Raw genomic sequence first — 16,003 nt, 5'->3', positions numbered from 1 at the left:
AGAACTACCTAAGCATACTTTGTCATACTTATCTGAATTGCTTCAGTGAGTTGCGTAACAAAGTCCGGGAACTCTGTTGGCACATTACCCCATAAAAAGCGATCTGTTACAAAGGCCTTAATGCCTGCCTTGTCATTGCTGAAAGCGACAAGAGAAGCCTTATTTGGCTCATGATAAGGCGTGCTGAGCTTGCCTTCATTCGATAGCTGAATAAAGGTGAACCAGCTGGCGATGCCTTGGATAGTTTTAACCGGAGTTCGACCTTTGCGATAAGCGCCTTCCAGCGTTGGGAAAACAAATATAGGGAATTTAGCGTAGCCATCGGTGCAGATACGTTCCACTGTATCGCCAATATTTGCGTTGCTAAAACGCTGCGCAATAATATCGAAATAAGCTGGTAGATCGACCACAGAGTCCCCAATTGCAGGAATCGAATCTTGCAGAATGAAGTCAGAAAAATACTGCTTCAATTCGTCATCGCGCATGGCTTCATCAAAGTAGGTGAGGCCCTTTAATGCTGCTTGATACGTTACACAGGTATGGCCTGCGTTTAAAATACGAATTTTAGCTTCTTCAAAAGGCACGACGTCTTTGACAAATTGCACGCCAACGAGATCAAGAGCGGGTTTTTTACCGGCAAACTTGTCTTCTACGACCCACTGAATGAAGTCTTCGCCCATGACTGTCATGTTGTCATTAACACCGAAGCGTGAACGAACATCGTCTACATGCTGCTGGCTTGGCTTAGGTGTAATTCGATCCACCATAGAGCAAGGGAAAGACACATTTTCTTCTACCCATTCCGACAGCGCCGAATCTTGCTTAGCATCCAAAAACTGCATTAGGCCAGTTTCGAGTAATTCACCGTTATGACGAAGGTTATCGCAGCATAATAGGGTGATTTTCGCCTTAGATGTTTCGCTACGCAGTTTAAGTCCAGCGTACAGAAAAGCATAAAGCGTATTACGAGCGCCTTCTATATCATCCTTAATCGCTGGATGTTCCAGCATTAAACGACGATTTTCATCAAGGTAGTAACCGCCTTCAGTAACCGTTGATGTGACAAGCTGAGTCTTAGCATCGGCAAGTGCAGAGTCAACTTTTTCAGGCGCTTGTGCACCGTCAATTTGCTGAACAATAGAACGAATATGTTCGTACTTTGTCTCGCCATCAGCCGCCATGGTTTTTAAAACATACTCGCCTTCTTGCTTAATAAAGCGAGCAAAAGATTGACTGTCTTGTGGGCGAATATTAACGCCAATAATGCCCCAGTTTTGTTGTGTGTCATTAGCTAATAGTCGGTCGATGTACACGGCTTGGTGAGCACGATGAAATGCACCAACACCCAAATGTACTATGCCTGCTTGAACTGCTTCTTTTGAATAATTCTGAACAGAAAGCTGTTCTACATTTGAAGCGGCTTGTAAATAATTAGCCATATTAAGCCTCCTCTGGAATAACAGAGATGACACGGTCATTTTCATTAAACAAAATGATTTCTGAAATATCAATTTTGAGACTAACTTCTTGTCCATCTTTTAGCTCAGTTCGAGCTGGAGCTTTGATAATAATGGTTTGATCGCTAGACAATTGCAGGTGTGCGTAAGCTTCGGAACCTAGGTGTTCGACCAACTCAATGCGGCCAGATAAATCTCCACCTTCTTCGACTAACGTCATATGTTCCGGACGAATGCCGACAACAACCGAATCTGGTAGCGGGCCTTTTAAACGATTTGCAGGGAAAAGGATTTGCTGTCCAAGTAGTTCGATCGCTAGATTGTCTTCATGACGTACTATTTTATTTGCTGCGATTAAGTTCATTTTTGGCGTACCAATGAACTCAGCAACAAAGCGGCTATTTGGCTGGCGGTAAAGTTCAAGCGGTGTACCAACTTGTTCTATTTGGCCTGCATTTAAAATAACCACGCGATCAGCCAAAGTCATGGCTTCAACCTGATCGTGGGTTACATAAATCATTGTCGTGCCAAGCTTTTTATGAAGACGAGCTAATTCCAAACGCATTTGTACACGAAGCGCGGCGTCTAGGTTGGATAGCGGCTCATCGAACAAGAAGACTTTCGGTTGACGCACAATGGCGCGACCAATGGCAACACGCTGGCGTTGACCACCAGACAGTTCTTTTGGTTTACGTTCTAATAAGGCGTCAAGTTGTAAAGACGCCGAAACTGAACGTACTTTTTCTTTGATTTCAGCATCAGATACTTTCGCAAGACGAAGGGCGAAGGAAAGGTTATCGGCCACCGTCATGTGTGGATACAAAGCATAAGACTGGAACACCATAGCAAGGTCGCGTTTTGACGACGCCACTTCGGTAATGTCTCTGCCGTCTAGTTCTATGCTTCCGCCAGTGCTGGATTCTAAGCCTGCAATAGTCCGTAGTAATGTGGATTTACCACAGCCAGATGGCCCAACGAATACGACGAATTCACCTTCAGTAATACTTAGATTAATGCCGCGCAATGCGTGGTAGCTGTCGTAATGTTTTTGTAGATCTGTGATCGCTAAGTAAGTCATAAAGAAACTTCCTAATAATTATTTTACGGCGCCGAAAGTTAAGCCTTGGACCAATTGTTTTTGACAGAACCAACCGAAAATAACGATTGGTGCGCAAGCAAGTGTGGATGCAGCGGACAATTTCGCCCAAAACAGACCCTCAGGGCTGGAGTAAGAGGCAATCATCGCGGTTAACGGCGCGGCATCAGATGCTGTTAGGTTGAGAGACCAAAAAGCCTCGTTCCAACAAAGTACGATAGATAAAAGAGCCGTAGACGAAATGGCACCAACAGAAAGTGGCAGCACAACTTTTACCACTTCATCCCAAGGGGTAGCTCCGTCCATTCTCGCGGCTTCGAGGATTTCTTTTGGCAAATCTTTGAAGTAGGAAAACAGCATCCACACGATAATAGGCAAATTCATCAGAGTGAAAATGATCACCAGAGCCGTTTTAGAATCCAACAATCCATAGTCTCGGCACAGGATATAAATAGGAACTAATACACCTACAGCTGGCAGCATTTTTGTAGAGAGCATCCAGAGCAAAATGTCTTTCGTACGCTTTCCAGGGAAAAACGCCATGGAGTAGGCCGCAGGAATGGCAATCACCAGAGCGATAATGGTGGAACCAAATGACGTGACAACTGAGTTCCATGCGTGATGGATGTAGTCACTGCGTTCTTGAACGATTCTGAAGTTATCGAGTGTTGGTTCAAAGAACAGAGACGGTGGTACAGATATCGCCTGTAGTTCGGTCTTGAACGAGGTGATAAACATCCAAAAAATCGGGAAAAATAACACCAAAGCTACCGTCCATGCGAACAGTCCGGTAAGAATGGTTTTGAGTTTGCGTTGTTGATTAAGAGTCATCGTATTCACCTCACACCGTTAAGTTTTTGCCAACGGCACGAATTAAGAAAAAGGCCACGATATTGGCAAGCAACACGGCAAACAAACCACCAGCAGAAGCCACACCAACGTCATATTGCAGAAGCGCTTGGTTATATATCAGATAGGCCAAGTTAGTACTGTCGTAACCTGGGCCACCGCCTGTGGAAACAAAGATTTCAGCAAAAACCGCTAATAGGAAGATGGTTTCTATCATCACAACCACGGCTATTGGACGGGCAAGATGAGGAATGGTTAGGTAACGGAATATGTGTAAGCCCGTTGCACCATCCATTTGAGCCGCTTCTTTCTGCTCTGTGTCTTGGGATTGCAGCGCGGTAACAAATACTAAAATAGCGAAGGGTAACCATTGCCAACTGACCATGATAATGATTGAGACTAACGGGTAACTTGATAGCCAATCTATGGGTTCAAAACCTAGCGATTCTGATATCCATGCGAAAATGCCATAAACAGGGTTCATCATCATATTTTTCCAAATCAATGCATTGACGGTTGGCATGATAAAGAAAGGCGAAATTAATAAGACACGAACAATGCCTTGGCCGAAAAACGGCTTATCAATCAAAGCGGATAGCATCACACCTAAAACCACAGTGATGATCAAGACGGAAAGTAGCAGAATTAAGGTGTTCGATACCGCTGGAATAAAACCTGGGTCGGTAATAAAGAATTCAAAATTCATCAACCCAACGAAGTTATTCTGACCTGGGTACAATAAGTTGTAGCGAATGGTGGAAAAATAAATGGTCATGGATAACGGGATGATCATCCAAACCAAAAGCATGATGACTGATGGTGCCATTAATAAGCGAGTGATTGAGCGCTTCATGTTGAGTTTCTCTTATTATAAGCAGGGAAATCTGTTCTTAAGTAGAACGAATCAAAAGTAAGAAATAGGGCTAAGCCCTATTTCTTTGTCGAGCTTAATGAATGGTTAGTAATAACCCGCTTGACGCATTTGACGATCTGCAGAAGTGTTTGCAGATTTCAAAGCTTGATCGACTGTCATAGAGCCAGACAATGCGCCTGAGATCATTTGCCCAGTAGTCGTACCAATTGCTTGGAACTCAGGGATAGCAGCAAACTGAACACCTACATAAGGAGACGGTTTTAGCGTACTGTCAGTTGGATCAGCTGAATTGATGGCTTTTAATTCCGCATCAGCAAATACTGCCGCTTTTTGGAACTCTGGGTTAGCATAAGTGCTGGCTCTTGTACCTGTTGGTACCGCAGCCCAGCCATTTTTTTCGCCAACCAATTGGATGTATTCTTTAGACGTCGCCCAACGAACGAATTTTTGCGCAGCGTCGGCGTTTTTAGTCGCAGCTGGGATACCAAGAGCCCATGACCAAAGCCAGTTCGCGCCTTTTTCTGTTACAGCATAAGGAGATTGAGCGAAGCCCACTTTGTCAGCGACTTTACTTTGTTTAGGATCGGTTACGAAAGATGCCGCGATAGTTGCGTCAATCCACATGCCGCATTTCCCTTCATTGAATAACGCTAGGTTTTCGTTGAAACTGTTGCTGCTTGCGCCTGGAGGTCCGTATTTATTTAGCAGGTCAACATAGAAGTTAACGGCGTTTTTCCATTCCGCTGTTTCTAGTTGAGGTTTCCAGTTTTCATCAAACCAACGAGCGCCGAAAGAGTTCGCCATGGCGGTCATGAATGCCATGTTGTCACCCCAGCCAGCTTTGCCACGTAAGCAAATACCATAAATGCCTTTTTCGGGATTATTTACAGCTGCTGCTACATCACGAATATGTTCCCAGCTGTCACGATCATTTATTTCCATGCCAGCGGTTTTCACAAGATCTTTGCGATACATGACCATGGAGCTTTCACCGTAGAATGGTGCTGCATACATGGTACCTTTATAAGACAAACCACCGCGAATAGATGGCAGGATGTCTTTTGCATCATAGCTTCCGCTGGTGTCGACTGCTTGTAGCCAGCCGCGCTCACCCCAGATAGGCGCTTCATACATGCCAATAGTCATGACGTCATAAAGACCACTTTTGTTGGCGATGTCTTGTGTAACGTTTTGACGTAAAACACCTTCTTCTAAAGTTACCCATTTAACTTTGATGCCTGGGTTGGCTTTTTCAAATTCAGGTGTGAGCTTTTGCATTTCGATCATGTGGCCATTGTTTACAGTAGCCACTGTGATTTGAGTTGCAGAGAAGGCGCTAGCAGCTGTCATTGCTGCTGTGATAGATACCGCATAAGTTAAGGTATTTTTGGTAAGGCGTTTCATAGGTTTCCCCCAGTTTGGAGTTTCTTTGTTTTTATAGTCGTACCTAATTCTCGATAATTGCTCATCAAGTGATCATTAATATAGGCCATGTGATAATTGACCTGTTAATACATAAATCGCCAATAAATGTACTATTTTGTTTCATTTTTAAGTTATTGATAAAAATCGAGTCAATTTAATACTCTTTTGACGTCCTTTAATTGGCGCTATCTGTATGTCTAATAAGGTTTTACGTGATAAATATCAGTTAATGATGTTAAGGCGTTTTCGTTTTTTTTGTATAAATGGCTATAATGGCGGCATTCTATTTCAAGGGTAATGACATGACTGAAACCACAGATTCGATTAGTTTTAAACGCCTTAAAATGCAGTGTCGTCGCGGCATGTTGGAACTTGATGTTCTACTAGAGCCTTTTTTAGCAGATGTGTATTTGACGCTTGAAGAGGAAGACAAACAGCGCTTCGTTAATTTGCTTACCTGTGAAGATCAAGATCTTTTTCCATGGTTTATGCAAAGCTCTGTGCCGGAAGATCCGGATCATATGCGTATTGTTAATATAATTTTGTCTCGTGTTCAGCCTGAAAACTACCGAGCTTAAGTGCTCATGGATCGGCATAGGGCTTTGGCTATTTGTGGTCGTGGCTTATGTTGCTCTGTTGCAGATTTATTGGATGCCTGCCTTTTGGCGGGCATTGCTTTATCTGAGTATTGGCTTAGGTGGATTGGTGCTACTCATTCGTATGTTTCGCCAACCTTCACGACAGATAAGTATCGATGAGCAAGGCGCGTTTCTATTTGATCGAGGATGTTATGAAAGGCTGCTTTTCATCCGCGCCAATGGGGTTCAGCTTATCGCTAAAGTGGATCAAGGACAGACTTTTTTGGATAGAAATTGGTCCAAATATCGAGTGATATATCGAGATAGTGTGCCGGGGAATCAGTACAAAATACTACGTTCATATGCAGCACAGCAAATTTTGCTGCACCGCAGTGAAGAGGCTAAAAAACGTTTTTCTTCAAAAGCTTAGCTCTAAAAATTTATGTGTTCTAAAAATTAAAAAACACAGCTTAGTCTGTGTTTTTTGGTGTCAGTATTGTCGGGGTGCTGGTGGTTAGCTTATTTGGATAATCTAACGTGAAGTGCAAACCGCGGCTTTCTTTTCGAGACATCGCTGAACGTATAATTAGATCGGCGACGACAGCTAGATTTCGTAGTTCGAGCAAATCATTAGAGATCTTGTAGTTAGCGTAAAACTCTTGGATTTCTGACAACAATAAATCAACCCGATGTTTGGCTCTTAGGAGACGTTTATCCGTTCTTACGATGCCGACATAATCCCACATAAAGCGTCGTAACTCTTGCCAGTTGTGGGTAATTACTACGTCTTCGTCAGAGTTTGTTACCTTGCTTTCATCCCAATCTGGAATCGCTACATCATTATTTTGTAAGTGGTTTTCAGAAATGTGATGAGCGGCAGAGCGAGCAAAAACAATACACTCTAATAAAGAATTACTCGCAAGACGATTTGCCCCATGAAGTCCGGTATAAGCCGTTTCACCAATGGCATATAGGTTATCAATATCGGTTGCGCTGTGGCGATTAACAACTACGCCGCCACAGGTATAGTGCGCGGCTGGGACGACAGGGATTGGGCCTTTTGTCATGTCATGACCGTATTCTAAACAGCGTTTATAAATCGTTGGGAAGTGTTCTTTAATGAACTCAGGATCTTTGTGGGAAATATCCAGCAAGACATGATGAATACCAAGGCGTTTCATCTCGTGGTCGATTGCACGAGCAACAATATCTCGTGGTGCTAATTCTTCTCTCTTATCAAATTTCGCCATAAAAGCAGTGCCATCAGGCAATAAGAGTTTACCGCCTTCGCCACGAACTGCTTCTGAGATCAAAAAGGTTTTGGCTTTGGCGTCGTAAAGACAAGTTGGGTGAAATTGATTAAATTCCATATTTGCGACTCGACAACCTGCCCGCCACGCCATGGCAATACCATCGCCAGAAGCGGTATCTGGATTGCTGGTATAAAGGTAAACCTTGCTGCTGCCGCCGCATGCTAATGATATAAAGCGGCCATGAAATACTTCAATGACATCATCGTCTAGATTTAAAGCATAAACACCAACCGCTCGGTTTGCTCCTGCGATGCCGAGTTTTTTAGTGGTGACAACATCAATGGCCACACGATCTGGGAAAAATTCGATATTTGGGTGATTGCTTGCGTTCTTAATGAGCGTTTTGGATATCGCTAACCCTGTCGCATCGGCGCTATGAATAATGCGTCTGTGGCTATGACCGCCTTCTTTTGTTAGATGGTATTCCTCGCTTTCCCCATAACGGGTGAAAGGAACGCCTTGATCGATTAGCCAATCAATACTTTCTTTAGAATGTTCAACAGTAAAGCGAATGGCTTCCGGATCACCAAGTTCGACCCCTGCGTCTATGGTGTCGTTAATGTGGGAATCAACTGTGTCTTTATCCGATAATACAGCAGCGACACCTCCCTGAGCATATAAAGTGGATCCTTCACGGATATCTGCTTTTGTCAAAATTGCCACGCGATGGTTGTCGGCCAGCTCAAGAGCAAGCGTTAGCCCCGCGGCTCCCGCGCCAATAATGACGATGTCGTGTTTATAATGTCGGCTCATGTTATTGATCTGATTATGGCTAAAAAATTAATGTTACTATTGTTGCCAACAAATAGTGAACACTTTCTGAGATCGCATTTTGAATATTCATCATACTTCATTATTTAGAGTGAGTTGTAATTCCTCTAAATAGACGATTTGATAATGCAAGATGGGAACTCGCTGGGTTGAATGTTGTCTTCTCTTGTAATGAGCAAGGGCGCAGACGAATAAGGTTTTTATATGAGGTGCCTATGCAGCACGAAACGTCTTCTGATCAGGCGTTAGTTGAGAAAGTACAGCAGGGTGACAAGCGGGCGTTTGATCTGCTTGTTATCAAATATCAATATAAGGTCATTGGTTTAATTGGACGTTATGTACAAGATAGAAGTGAAGTACTGGATGTAGCTCAAGATAGCTTTATTAAGGCGTATCGTGCGATAGGGAGTTTTCGTGGGGAAAGTGCTTTTTACACTTGGTTGTATCGTATTGCAGTAAATACAGCGAAAAATTATCTAGTGAGTCGTTCTCGTCGTCCTCCAGAATCAGATGTTGAGCTGGATAATGAAGAGGTATTCAGTGTGTATGAATCCTTAGCGGATATAGACACGCCTGAAGCAAAGTTAAACAGTGATCGTCTTGAAAAAGCGATTCATTATGCAATCCAACATTTGCCGGAAGAATTGCGTAGCGCATTAACATTACGTGAATTCGATGGCCTGAGTTACGAAGATATTTCATTGATCATGGACTGCCCTGTTGGAACAGTTCGATCACGTATTTTTCGCGCTAGAGAGGCGGTAGAAAAACACATACGTCCATTGATGGATACAGGAGAGTAAATATGACAGCTTTAAACGGCAGTTTCCCAAAAAATGATTGCTCCCGAGAAAATGACAGTACTCGAGAAAACGATAGCTTCAACGAAAACGACAGTTCCCAAGTTATGCTTTCTAGCTTGTCGGCTATGTTTGATGGTGAAGCAACAGAACAAGATCTAGATCTCCTAATAGATGGAGATAGTGCTGAGTTAAGTCGTCAGCTAGAGGCTTATCATTTAATCCAACAGGCGCTTCATAAAGATTCATTCGTTGCGGTTGGGCTTGAAGATAGTTTGATGTTACGAATCCGTGCAGGAATTGATGTTGATGCTTCATTTCCAGAAGAGCAAAGCGCAAACAACTTACTGCCTTTTGTTTTACCAAGTGAAAACAAGGTTGCTCGTCCAGTGTGGCGCGTAGCCTTATCTAGCGTTGCTGTGGCTGCGAGTGTTGCGTTTGTGGTGATCTTTGGTGGTAATGAGCTATTAACACCCGATGCAACTGCTCCTAATTTAGTGGCGGAGGTTCGCTCTTCATCAGCCAATATGGCTGTAACTCCATTGGCTGAATTGGATAAAGATGCTTTGCAGATAGATAACGTTAGATTGCAGCATTATCTTCGACAACACGCTGAGCAAGCGGCAATGACGGTTGGGCAGGGAATGATACCTATGGCTCGAGTCGTTAGTTATCCCGTAAAAGAGTAATTTATGAGATTATTTTCGCCATTACATATTTTTTTCACACTACTATGCCTTAATATTTCAGGTATAAGCGTAGCAAGTAACACGACGCCTGATGCATTGCATTTACTAAGAAGTATGACACAGTCGTTTTCTACGCTGAGTTACGATGGTGTGTTTGTGCACTCTGAAGCAATGAATATGAACAGTATGCGTGTTCGTCATGATTTGATGGGCGGAGTGGAATATGAAAGTTTGGTGGATTTAGACGGCGATAAGATTGAAGTCTTGCGTATTGATGACAAAATCATTTCTGTCTATCCAAATGCACTTGTTGCGAATATGCGCGCTCCATTAGTACCGCCTTTTAAGCGCTTTAAAGATGTAGAAAGTGATCGACTTATCAAAGGCTACGATATGATCGTCGGTGACCATACGAGTCGAATTGCGGGCCGTAAAGTTATTTCCGTAAAGCTTGCTCCAAAGGATCAATATCGATATGGGCATCAATTTTGGTTAGACGAAGAAAACCACTTTCTTTTAAAACATGACATGATGAAAACCGATGGTAAGTTATTGGAACGGATTCAATTTGCCTCTGTTAATTTTGCTCCAGACTTGAAAGATAAAGATTTTGCCCCCAAAGAAGGTAGTTACGCTGAACCCGTAGTTGAAACTCAGCCAAGACGAGTAAAAAACCTTTGGCAATTCGACTGGTTACCGGAAGGTTTTTCTCTGGTTTGGCCTGAAGCAAGATCTTTAAATCACGGTACCAGTATGTTGCTGTTATCTGATGGAATGGCGACTGTGTCTATTTTTGTTGAGCCGACGATGAAGCCTAAAGCAATGTCCATTTTAAATATGGGCGCGACCATCGCTGGTGAACGTAGTATTAAAGTAAAAGATCAATTGTATTTGTTGACTATGGTTGGCGAAGTTCCAGAACCTACCATTGAAAAACTGATGACCGTATTTATGCCAAGGCAAGAGTAATGATAGAAGAGACCGGAAGAGTATTGTCTATAGAAGAGGGTTTTGCTGACGTAGAAACAATACGTACGAGCAGCTGTACTTCTTGTCGTGCTCGTCATGGTTGTGGGCATCATGCTATTGCTCAAGTGTCTTCCTCGAATAGAATGCGTATGCGAGCCATAGATCCTTTGTCAGTAGAAATCGGACAGAGTGTTGTCGTCGGAATTCCTGAAGATACGCTATTGCAGGCGTCTGTTTGGATGTATCTGATACCATTGCTTGGTCTGGTTGGCGGAGCTGTTATACCGTCCTTGTGGGGCGGTGAATCGGGCATCGCGGTTATTTTCTCTATTATGGGCTTTGCTGGTGGTTTGCTATTGGCAAGAAACAAGTCAAAACAAGAAATGAACAATCTTGATTACTATCCGAAAATTTTAAGAATTGAATCGCTTAACGATGATCATATTCCTTTGGTTGTGACTTCGTAAACGTCTAAATCTCTTCACCTGGCACTGTAATTAATTTGGTACGTCTTAAGGAGACCAATCAATGAACAGATTGCTTAAACAAGTTAGCATGGTTGTCGTTAGTAGTTTTATGATGGCTTCGATGCTTACTCATGCGGCTTCACTCCCTGACTTTACGGAGTTAGTGGAAAAAGCCTCTCCCGCTGTTGTGAATATCAGTACGGAACAAACTGTTACCACAAAAACGGCTAACGAAGGTGGTCAGCAATTAGGGCCCAATAGCGAAGAACTCAATGAGTTCTTTAAACACTTCTTTGGTCAGCAGCCTTTCGGTCAACAAGCACCGCCACAGCAGGGACAGCGTAGTTCATTGGGATCTGGTTTTATTGTTTCCCATGATGGTTATGTATTGACCAATAATCACGTTATTGATGGCGCGGATGTTATTCATGTACGCCTTAATGATAGACGTGAGTATGTCGCAAAATTGGTTGGCACGGATCCTAGAACCGATTTAGCTCTACTTAAAATCGAAGCTGATGACTTACCTATCGTTAAAATGGGTGATTCAGATAAGCTTAAGCCGGGTCAGTGGGTATTAGCGATAGGTTCTCCATTCGGCTTTGACTACACGGTGACCGCAGGTATCGTCAGTGCAACAGGACGAAGCTTACCATCTGATAACTATGTACCATTTATCCAAACGGACGTAGCGATCAACCCAGGTAACTCTGGTGGTCCTTTGTTCAACCTAGACGGTGAAGTCGTTGGTATTAACTCACAAATTTACACTCGTTCTGGTGGTTTTATGGGAGTGTCGTTTGCGATTCCTTCAAAAGTTGCCATGTCGGTTGTGGATCAACTGAAGAGCGATGGTAAAGTATCTCGCGCTTGGCTGGGTGTGTTGATTCAGGATGTAAACAATGAGTTGGCTGAGTCATTTGGCTTAGATAGATCAAATGGTGCATTGATAAGCCGTGTATTACCTGATTCTCCAGCGGAAAAGGCGGGCTTAAAATCAGGTGATATCATCTTGAAATTCAATGGTGAGTCCATCGCACATTCTGGTGAGCTGCCTTACATTGTTGGTCAAATGAAAGCCGGTGAAAAAGTCGATGCGAAAGTGTATCGAGATGGTAAAGAGCAAACCATCTCTGTGATGCTAGAAGCACGACCAAATGATCCTAAAGTAGTCGCTCAATCACAACAGGATCAAAACCGTCTTGGTATGATTGTAGGAGAAGTACCTGCAGACATGGCGAAGAACTTTGATATTGACAATGGTGTTGTCATCGAGCAAGTACTTGGTGGTACAGCGGCACGTAATGGTTTGCAGCAAGGTGATGTGATCACCATGTTAAATGGCAAGCGTATTACCAGTGTTGCGGAGTTTGGTGAAATTGCCAAAGATATTCCAAGTGGGCGTTCTGTGCCAATGCGAGTCATTAGACAGGGTTACCCAATGTTTATTCCATTTAAAATAATGGATTAATCATTAGGAATTGAAAAAGACGAAATTAGAAAAAGCGACCGAATGGTCGCTTTTTTTTGCTTTAAACTTGAAGTTAAAGATTAGAGATGTAATTATTTTTTTCTTTAAACATCACGTTTATATTATTTTTTTATTTAGACAGCAAATTATTTTAAGGAGCGGGTTGTGGAGCAAGTGGTCGAGAAGGGGATTTGCTTTCGTTTAGGAAGTGAGCGTTATGTTCACCCTATTTCAACTGTCAAAGAAGTACTTAGTTACCAGTCTCCGGCTCCTGTGCCAGGTGCTCGTGAAGGTGTTGAGGGTATGATTGATGTGCGCGGTAATATGGTAACGGTATTGTACGGTACGCATTTGTTGAATTTAGATCCAGCTGAGTGCGAAGAGGAAGGTCATATTATTGTGTTGGATTTACCTACTGGCTATTTTGGAATTCGAGTAGAAGCCGTGGAACGAGTTATGGACCTGCCTGAAAATAATGATACCCATGGACTGGAGTATCGAGATCATGACTGTATTCAAGGAACCATCCAGCATGATAATGAGCTTTATATCTTGGTAGAGTTCAATGATTATTGTTCTGGGTTAGATTAATCTTGTTTTTGATTCGCGAGCCAATGAAAAAATATCATTGACTCGCTAATTTTATCTGTTCTTTGAGCTGCTCTCTAAATAGTTATTACAGCTGCTTTGAGAAGATTTTTGAGTTACGTTGATAGTTGTACAGCGCTTGTTTTTGCGTTGGTAAACTTGCCAATGTCGTTTCGCTAAACCCTCGTTCAATAAACCAATGAGCGGTTCGTGTGGTTAATAAGAAGAGCATAGTTAGGTTTTGACGCTTAGCAGCTTGTTCTATGCCTTTTAGTAAGCGTTCACCACGGTTAGAGCCCCTATAATCTGGCGAGACCGCCAAACAAGCCAATTCACCGGAATACTCTTGCTCAAACGGATAAAGTGCCGCGCAGGCGACAATAGCACCATCACGTTCTATGACAATAAAGCGGTCTATCTCGTTCTCTAGAAGTTCGCGAGATCGTCTTACTAAAACACCTTTTTCTTCCAGCGGAGCTAATAATGCCATCATGCCACCAACATCATCAATGTGGGCTGGTCGCAATTGCTCATAGCTGTCTTCATTTATCATGGTACCTGAACCTTCACGAGTGAAGAGTTCTTGTAGTAGACCGCCATTTTCATTGTAAGAAATGATATGCGCTCTCGGCACACCCTGACGAACGGCCTGGACACAAGCGTCTAATGCCGCGTGAGTAATGGTAGATAGTGTTTTCTCTTTGAGAATAGCTTCGGCGTCTTTGGTTAATAACTCAGAATAGAGCTCACCATTACTTGTGAAGACGCCTTCTTCTTCCGAGAAAATAACCAGTTTGTCGGCTTTAAGCTGTATTGCTGCTTGAATGGCAACGTCTTCGCTTTTTAGGTTGAATACTTCACCTGTAGGTGAAAAGCCAAGGTGAGGCAAAAGCACCATGTTGTCATCTTCAAGTAATCGAAAAATTGCTTCGGTATCGATTCGGCGAACTTCACCTGTGTGACCATAATCTATGCCATCAACTACACCTAAAGGTCTGGCGATAACATAATTCCCGCTACATACTTTTAATCTAGCGCCATCCATTGGGGTATTCGATAGTCCCATAGATAGCTGAGCTTCAAGTTGGACTCGCACTGCCGCAGACGCTTGGATAATATCCAGTAGCTGATCTTGTGGCGTGACACGATAATCGTCTTCAACGCGGCTGGTTAAATGTCTATTGGTTAATACTCGACTAATTTGTGGGCGGGCGCCTTGTACTAAGACAAGACGAATTCCTAATGAGTCCAGCAAGGCAAGGTCGTGAATAATGCTTGAAAAGTGAGCGCACTCTACCGCCTCACCTGGAATCAATATGACAAAGGTTTTTCCCCTATGGGCATTAATATAGGGGGAAGAATGGCGGAACCAGTCCACATAATTGAATTCTTCTGTCACGCTATTCCTCATTTTTTTGCTCGTTTAATTTAAGGCAAAAACGCTCGATTAGACCGCGAATTACCTCTTGCATAGGTTGAATTTGATCTAGCGCCATAAATTCATTTGGTTGATGGGCTTGATCTATAGAGCCAGGCCCTAAAATTAAGGTTTCCATACCCATTTGATTCAGGAAAGAACCTTCTGTTGCAAATGCTACAGTACTCGCTTGGCGATTAGTTAAGGCTTCACAGGCTTTTATGATATCCGATTCGACTGGCGTATAAAAAGACGGAACATCAGGAAATAAACTATTTAGTTGTATTATTGTGCCAGTTTTTTCTTCGATACGCGGCAATATCTGAGCAATTTCCGCCATTAATGCTTGGTTGCTCATACCTGGTAGTGCTCGTAAATCAAACTCCAGCTCACAGCGTCCGCAAATACGGTTTGGGTTATCTCCGCCATGAATGCAGCCAAAGTTCATCGTTGGGTAGTCAATGACAAAGCTGGCATCGCGATAGTTTGCTTTAAGTTGCTGACGAAATGCCATTAATTCTGACATTACATCGTGCATGGCATCCAGTGCATTGTTTCCCAGCGAGGGATTAGAAGAATGCCCTGATTGGCCAGTGACTTGGATACGTTCCATCATAATGCCTTTGTGAGCATAAATGGGCGTTAATGATGTGGGTTCACCGATCAAAGCGTATCGTGCCTTTAACGAACCTCGTTCAACCAAGGCTCTTGCACCAGACATTGAGCTTTCTTCATCAGCGGTCGCCAGAATGATAAGCGGCTGTTTTAAGTTAGATAGCTGCATTTGTCGAATGGTATCGAGCACAATGGCGAAGAAGCCTTTCATATCACAGCTGCCAAGGCCGTAAAGTTTTTGCTCTCTTTCTTCCAATTTAAATGGGTCTGATTTCCAACGGCCTTTATCGTAAGGAACCGTATCAGTGTGACCTGAAAGCACTAAACCACCATCACCAGTTCCGAGTGTCGCAATCAGATTGAACTTATTAGGTTGGTCTGGCAATGGCATGACTTCGCACTGAAAGCCTTGGGAACTAAGCCAGCTTTCAAGCAATTGAATCACACCTTTATTTGACTGATCCCAATGGGCTTGACTACAACTGATAGAGGGCGAGGCAATAAGTTGAGACATCATACTGATAAGAGAGGGAAGTGCGGGCATAAAGGATATTCCTTGAATCCGAGTTATTTTCGAATATTACTACTGTAAGCTAGGCATCTGGTACACTTGCTCGCACATTA

At 43.1% G+C, this 16,003-nt stretch carries 16 protein-coding genes; 8 read left to right on the top strand and 8 right to left on the bottom strand.

Annotation, left to right across the window (positions count from 1 at the left end):
- Window positions 1-8 precede the first annotated feature (8 nt).
- The 5 genes from CCS02_RS14520 to CCS02_RS14500 all read right to left on the bottom strand — a co-directional run bounded on the left by CCS02_RS14520 (window position 9) and on the right by CCS02_RS14500 (window position 5,680).
- Entirely contained in the window at window positions 9-1,439 is a 1,431-nt protein-coding gene (locus CCS02_RS14520; protein WP_100185918.1) for a mannitol dehydrogenase family protein, read from the bottom strand.
- Between the two features lies 1 nt (window position 1,440).
- Window positions 1,441-2,535 (bottom strand): ABC transporter ATP-binding protein, encoded by a 1,095-nt coding sequence (locus CCS02_RS14515; protein ID WP_072839504.1) that lies wholly within the window; start codon window positions 2,533-2,535, stop codon window positions 1,441-1,443.
- A gap of 18 nt (window positions 2,536-2,553) precedes the next feature.
- On the bottom strand, window positions 2,554-3,384 hold the full coding sequence (locus CCS02_RS14510; RefSeq protein WP_012068809.1) for a carbohydrate ABC transporter permease: 831 nt from the start codon (window positions 3,382-3,384) through the stop codon (window positions 2,554-2,556).
- A gap of 10 nt (window positions 3,385-3,394) precedes the next feature.
- Window positions 3,395-4,255 carry a carbohydrate ABC transporter permease gene (locus CCS02_RS14505; protein ID WP_072839505.1) on the bottom strand — a complete coding sequence of 287 codons (861 nt, stop codon included), beginning with the start codon at window positions 4,253-4,255 and terminating at the stop codon, window positions 3,395-3,397.
- Window positions 4,256-4,360: 105 nt separating this feature from the next.
- Window positions 4,361-5,680: an ABC transporter substrate-binding protein gene (locus CCS02_RS14500; RefSeq protein ID WP_100636946.1), complete on the bottom strand. Its 1,320-nt coding sequence runs from the start codon at window positions 5,678-5,680 to the stop codon at window positions 4,361-4,363.
- A gap of 323 nt (window positions 5,681-6,003) precedes the next feature.
- Between CCS02_RS14500 and CCS02_RS14495 the strand changes: the two genes are divergently transcribed.
- Window positions 6,004-6,279 carry an FAD assembly factor SdhE gene (locus CCS02_RS14495; RefSeq protein ID WP_072839689.1) on the top strand — a complete coding sequence of 92 codons (276 nt, stop codon included), beginning with the start codon at window positions 6,004-6,006 and terminating at the stop codon, window positions 6,277-6,279.
- A 40-nt stretch (window positions 6,280-6,319) separates the two neighbouring features.
- Window positions 6,320-6,709 carry a hypothetical protein gene (locus CCS02_RS14490; protein ID WP_100636945.1) on the top strand — a complete coding sequence of 130 codons (390 nt, stop codon included), beginning with the start codon at window positions 6,320-6,322 and terminating at the stop codon, window positions 6,707-6,709.
- Window positions 6,710-6,749: 40 nt separating this feature from the next.
- Here CCS02_RS14490 and nadB read toward each other — a convergent pair whose 3' ends face one another.
- Window positions 6,750-8,345, bottom strand: coding sequence for an L-aspartate oxidase (gene nadB / locus CCS02_RS14485; RefSeq protein WP_100185920.1), 1,596 nt, complete (start codon window positions 8,343-8,345; stop codon window positions 6,750-6,752).
- A gap of 233 nt (window positions 8,346-8,578) precedes the next feature.
- Between nadB and rpoE the strand changes: the two genes are divergently transcribed.
- The 6 genes from rpoE to CCS02_RS14455 all read left to right on the top strand — a co-directional run bounded on the left by rpoE (window position 8,579) and on the right by CCS02_RS14455 (window position 13,350).
- On the top strand, window positions 8,579-9,166 hold the full coding sequence (gene rpoE / locus CCS02_RS14480; protein ID WP_048813931.1) for an RNA polymerase sigma factor RpoE: 588 nt from the start codon (window positions 8,579-8,581) through the stop codon (window positions 9,164-9,166).
- A gap of 2 nt (window positions 9,167-9,168) precedes the next feature.
- On the top strand, window positions 9,169-9,852 hold the full coding sequence (locus tag CCS02_RS14475; protein ID WP_100636944.1) for a sigma-E factor negative regulatory protein: 684 nt from the start codon (window positions 9,169-9,171) through the stop codon (window positions 9,850-9,852).
- A gap of 3 nt (window positions 9,853-9,855) precedes the next feature.
- On the top strand, window positions 9,856-10,821 hold the full coding sequence (locus CCS02_RS14470; protein ID WP_100185922.1) for a MucB/RseB C-terminal domain-containing protein: 966 nt from the start codon (window positions 9,856-9,858) through the stop codon (window positions 10,819-10,821).
- Complete coding sequence (locus CCS02_RS14465; RefSeq protein ID WP_100185923.1) at window positions 10,821-11,288, top strand: SoxR reducing system RseC family protein; 468 nt, start codon at window positions 10,821-10,823, stop codon at window positions 11,286-11,288. The genes CCS02_RS14470 and CCS02_RS14465 overlap by 1 nt, the downstream gene beginning before the upstream one ends.
- 61 nt (window positions 11,289-11,349) lie before the next feature.
- Window positions 11,350-12,759: a DegQ family serine endoprotease gene (locus CCS02_RS14460; protein WP_100636943.1), complete on the top strand. Its 1,410-nt coding sequence runs from the start codon at window positions 11,350-11,352 to the stop codon at window positions 12,757-12,759.
- A 165-nt stretch (window positions 12,760-12,924) separates the two neighbouring features.
- Complete coding sequence (locus CCS02_RS14455) at window positions 12,925-13,350, top strand: chemotaxis protein CheW (RefSeq protein WP_072839513.1); 426 nt, start codon at window positions 12,925-12,927, stop codon at window positions 13,348-13,350.
- An 85-nt stretch (window positions 13,351-13,435) separates the two neighbouring features.
- Here the strand turns inward: CCS02_RS14455 and argA are convergent, their stop codons facing one another.
- Complete coding sequence (gene argA / locus CCS02_RS14450; protein ID WP_072839514.1) at window positions 13,436-14,758, bottom strand: amino-acid N-acetyltransferase; 1,323 nt, start codon at window positions 14,756-14,758, stop codon at window positions 13,436-13,438.
- A complete protein-coding gene (gene argE / locus CCS02_RS14445; RefSeq protein WP_100636942.1) occupies window positions 14,748-15,923 on the bottom strand; it encodes an acetylornithine deacetylase in 1,176 nt (391 codons plus the stop codon). Before argE ends, argA begins: the two co-directional genes overlap by 11 nt.
- Window positions 15,924-16,003 lie beyond the last annotated feature (80 nt).

The organism is Marinomonas sp. ef1 (assembly GCF_002806845.1).
Classification (GTDB): domain Bacteria; phylum Pseudomonadota; class Gammaproteobacteria; order Pseudomonadales; family Marinomonadaceae; genus Marinomonas; species Marinomonas polaris.
The sequence above is the reverse complement of the archived record's forward strand: the minus strand, read 5'-3'. Positions and strand labels throughout refer to the sequence as shown.

Excerpts from the sequence above, each read along its gene's own strand:
- argE (WP_100636942.1), bottom strand. The coding sequence starts at position 15,923 with ATGCCCGCACTTCCCTCTCTTATCAGTATGATGTCTCAACTTATTGCC.
- CCS02_RS14510 (WP_012068809.1), bottom strand. The coding sequence starts at position 3,384 with ATGACTCTTAATCAACAACGCAAACTCAAAACCATTCTTACCGGACTG.
- CCS02_RS14515 (WP_072839504.1), bottom strand. The coding sequence starts at position 2,535 with ATGACTTACTTAGCGATCACAGATCTACAAAAACATTACGACAGCTAC.
- CCS02_RS14465 (WP_100185923.1), top strand. The coding sequence starts at position 10,821 with ATGATAGAAGAGACCGGAAGAGTATTGTCTATAGAAGAGGGTTTTGCT.
- CCS02_RS14520 (WP_100185918.1), bottom strand. The coding sequence starts at position 1,439 with ATGGCTAATTATTTACAAGCCGCTTCAAATGTAGAACAGCTTTCTGTT.
- CCS02_RS14470 (WP_100185922.1), top strand. The coding sequence starts at position 9,856 with ATGAGATTATTTTCGCCATTACATATTTTTTTCACACTACTATGCCTT.
- argA (WP_072839514.1), bottom strand. The coding sequence starts at position 14,758 with ATGAGGAATAGCGTGACAGAAGAATTCAATTATGTGGACTGGTTCCGC.
- CCS02_RS14505 (WP_072839505.1), bottom strand. The coding sequence starts at position 4,255 with ATGAAGCGCTCAATCACTCGCTTATTAATGGCACCATCAGTCATCATG.
- CCS02_RS14500 (WP_100636946.1), bottom strand. The coding sequence starts at position 5,680 with ATGAAACGCCTTACCAAAAATACCTTAACTTATGCGGTATCTATCACA.
- CCS02_RS14460 (WP_100636943.1), top strand. The coding sequence starts at position 11,350 with ATGAACAGATTGCTTAAACAAGTTAGCATGGTTGTCGTTAGTAGTTTT.
- rpoE (WP_048813931.1), top strand. The coding sequence starts at position 8,579 with ATGCAGCACGAAACGTCTTCTGATCAGGCGTTAGTTGAGAAAGTACAG.
- nadB (WP_100185920.1), bottom strand. The coding sequence starts at position 8,345 with ATGAGCCGACATTATAAACACGACATCGTCATTATTGGCGCGGGAGCC.
- CCS02_RS14475 (WP_100636944.1), top strand. The coding sequence starts at position 9,169 with ATGACAGCTTTAAACGGCAGTTTCCCAAAAAATGATTGCTCCCGAGAA.
- CCS02_RS14495 (WP_072839689.1), top strand. The coding sequence starts at position 6,004 with ATGACTGAAACCACAGATTCGATTAGTTTTAAACGCCTTAAAATGCAG.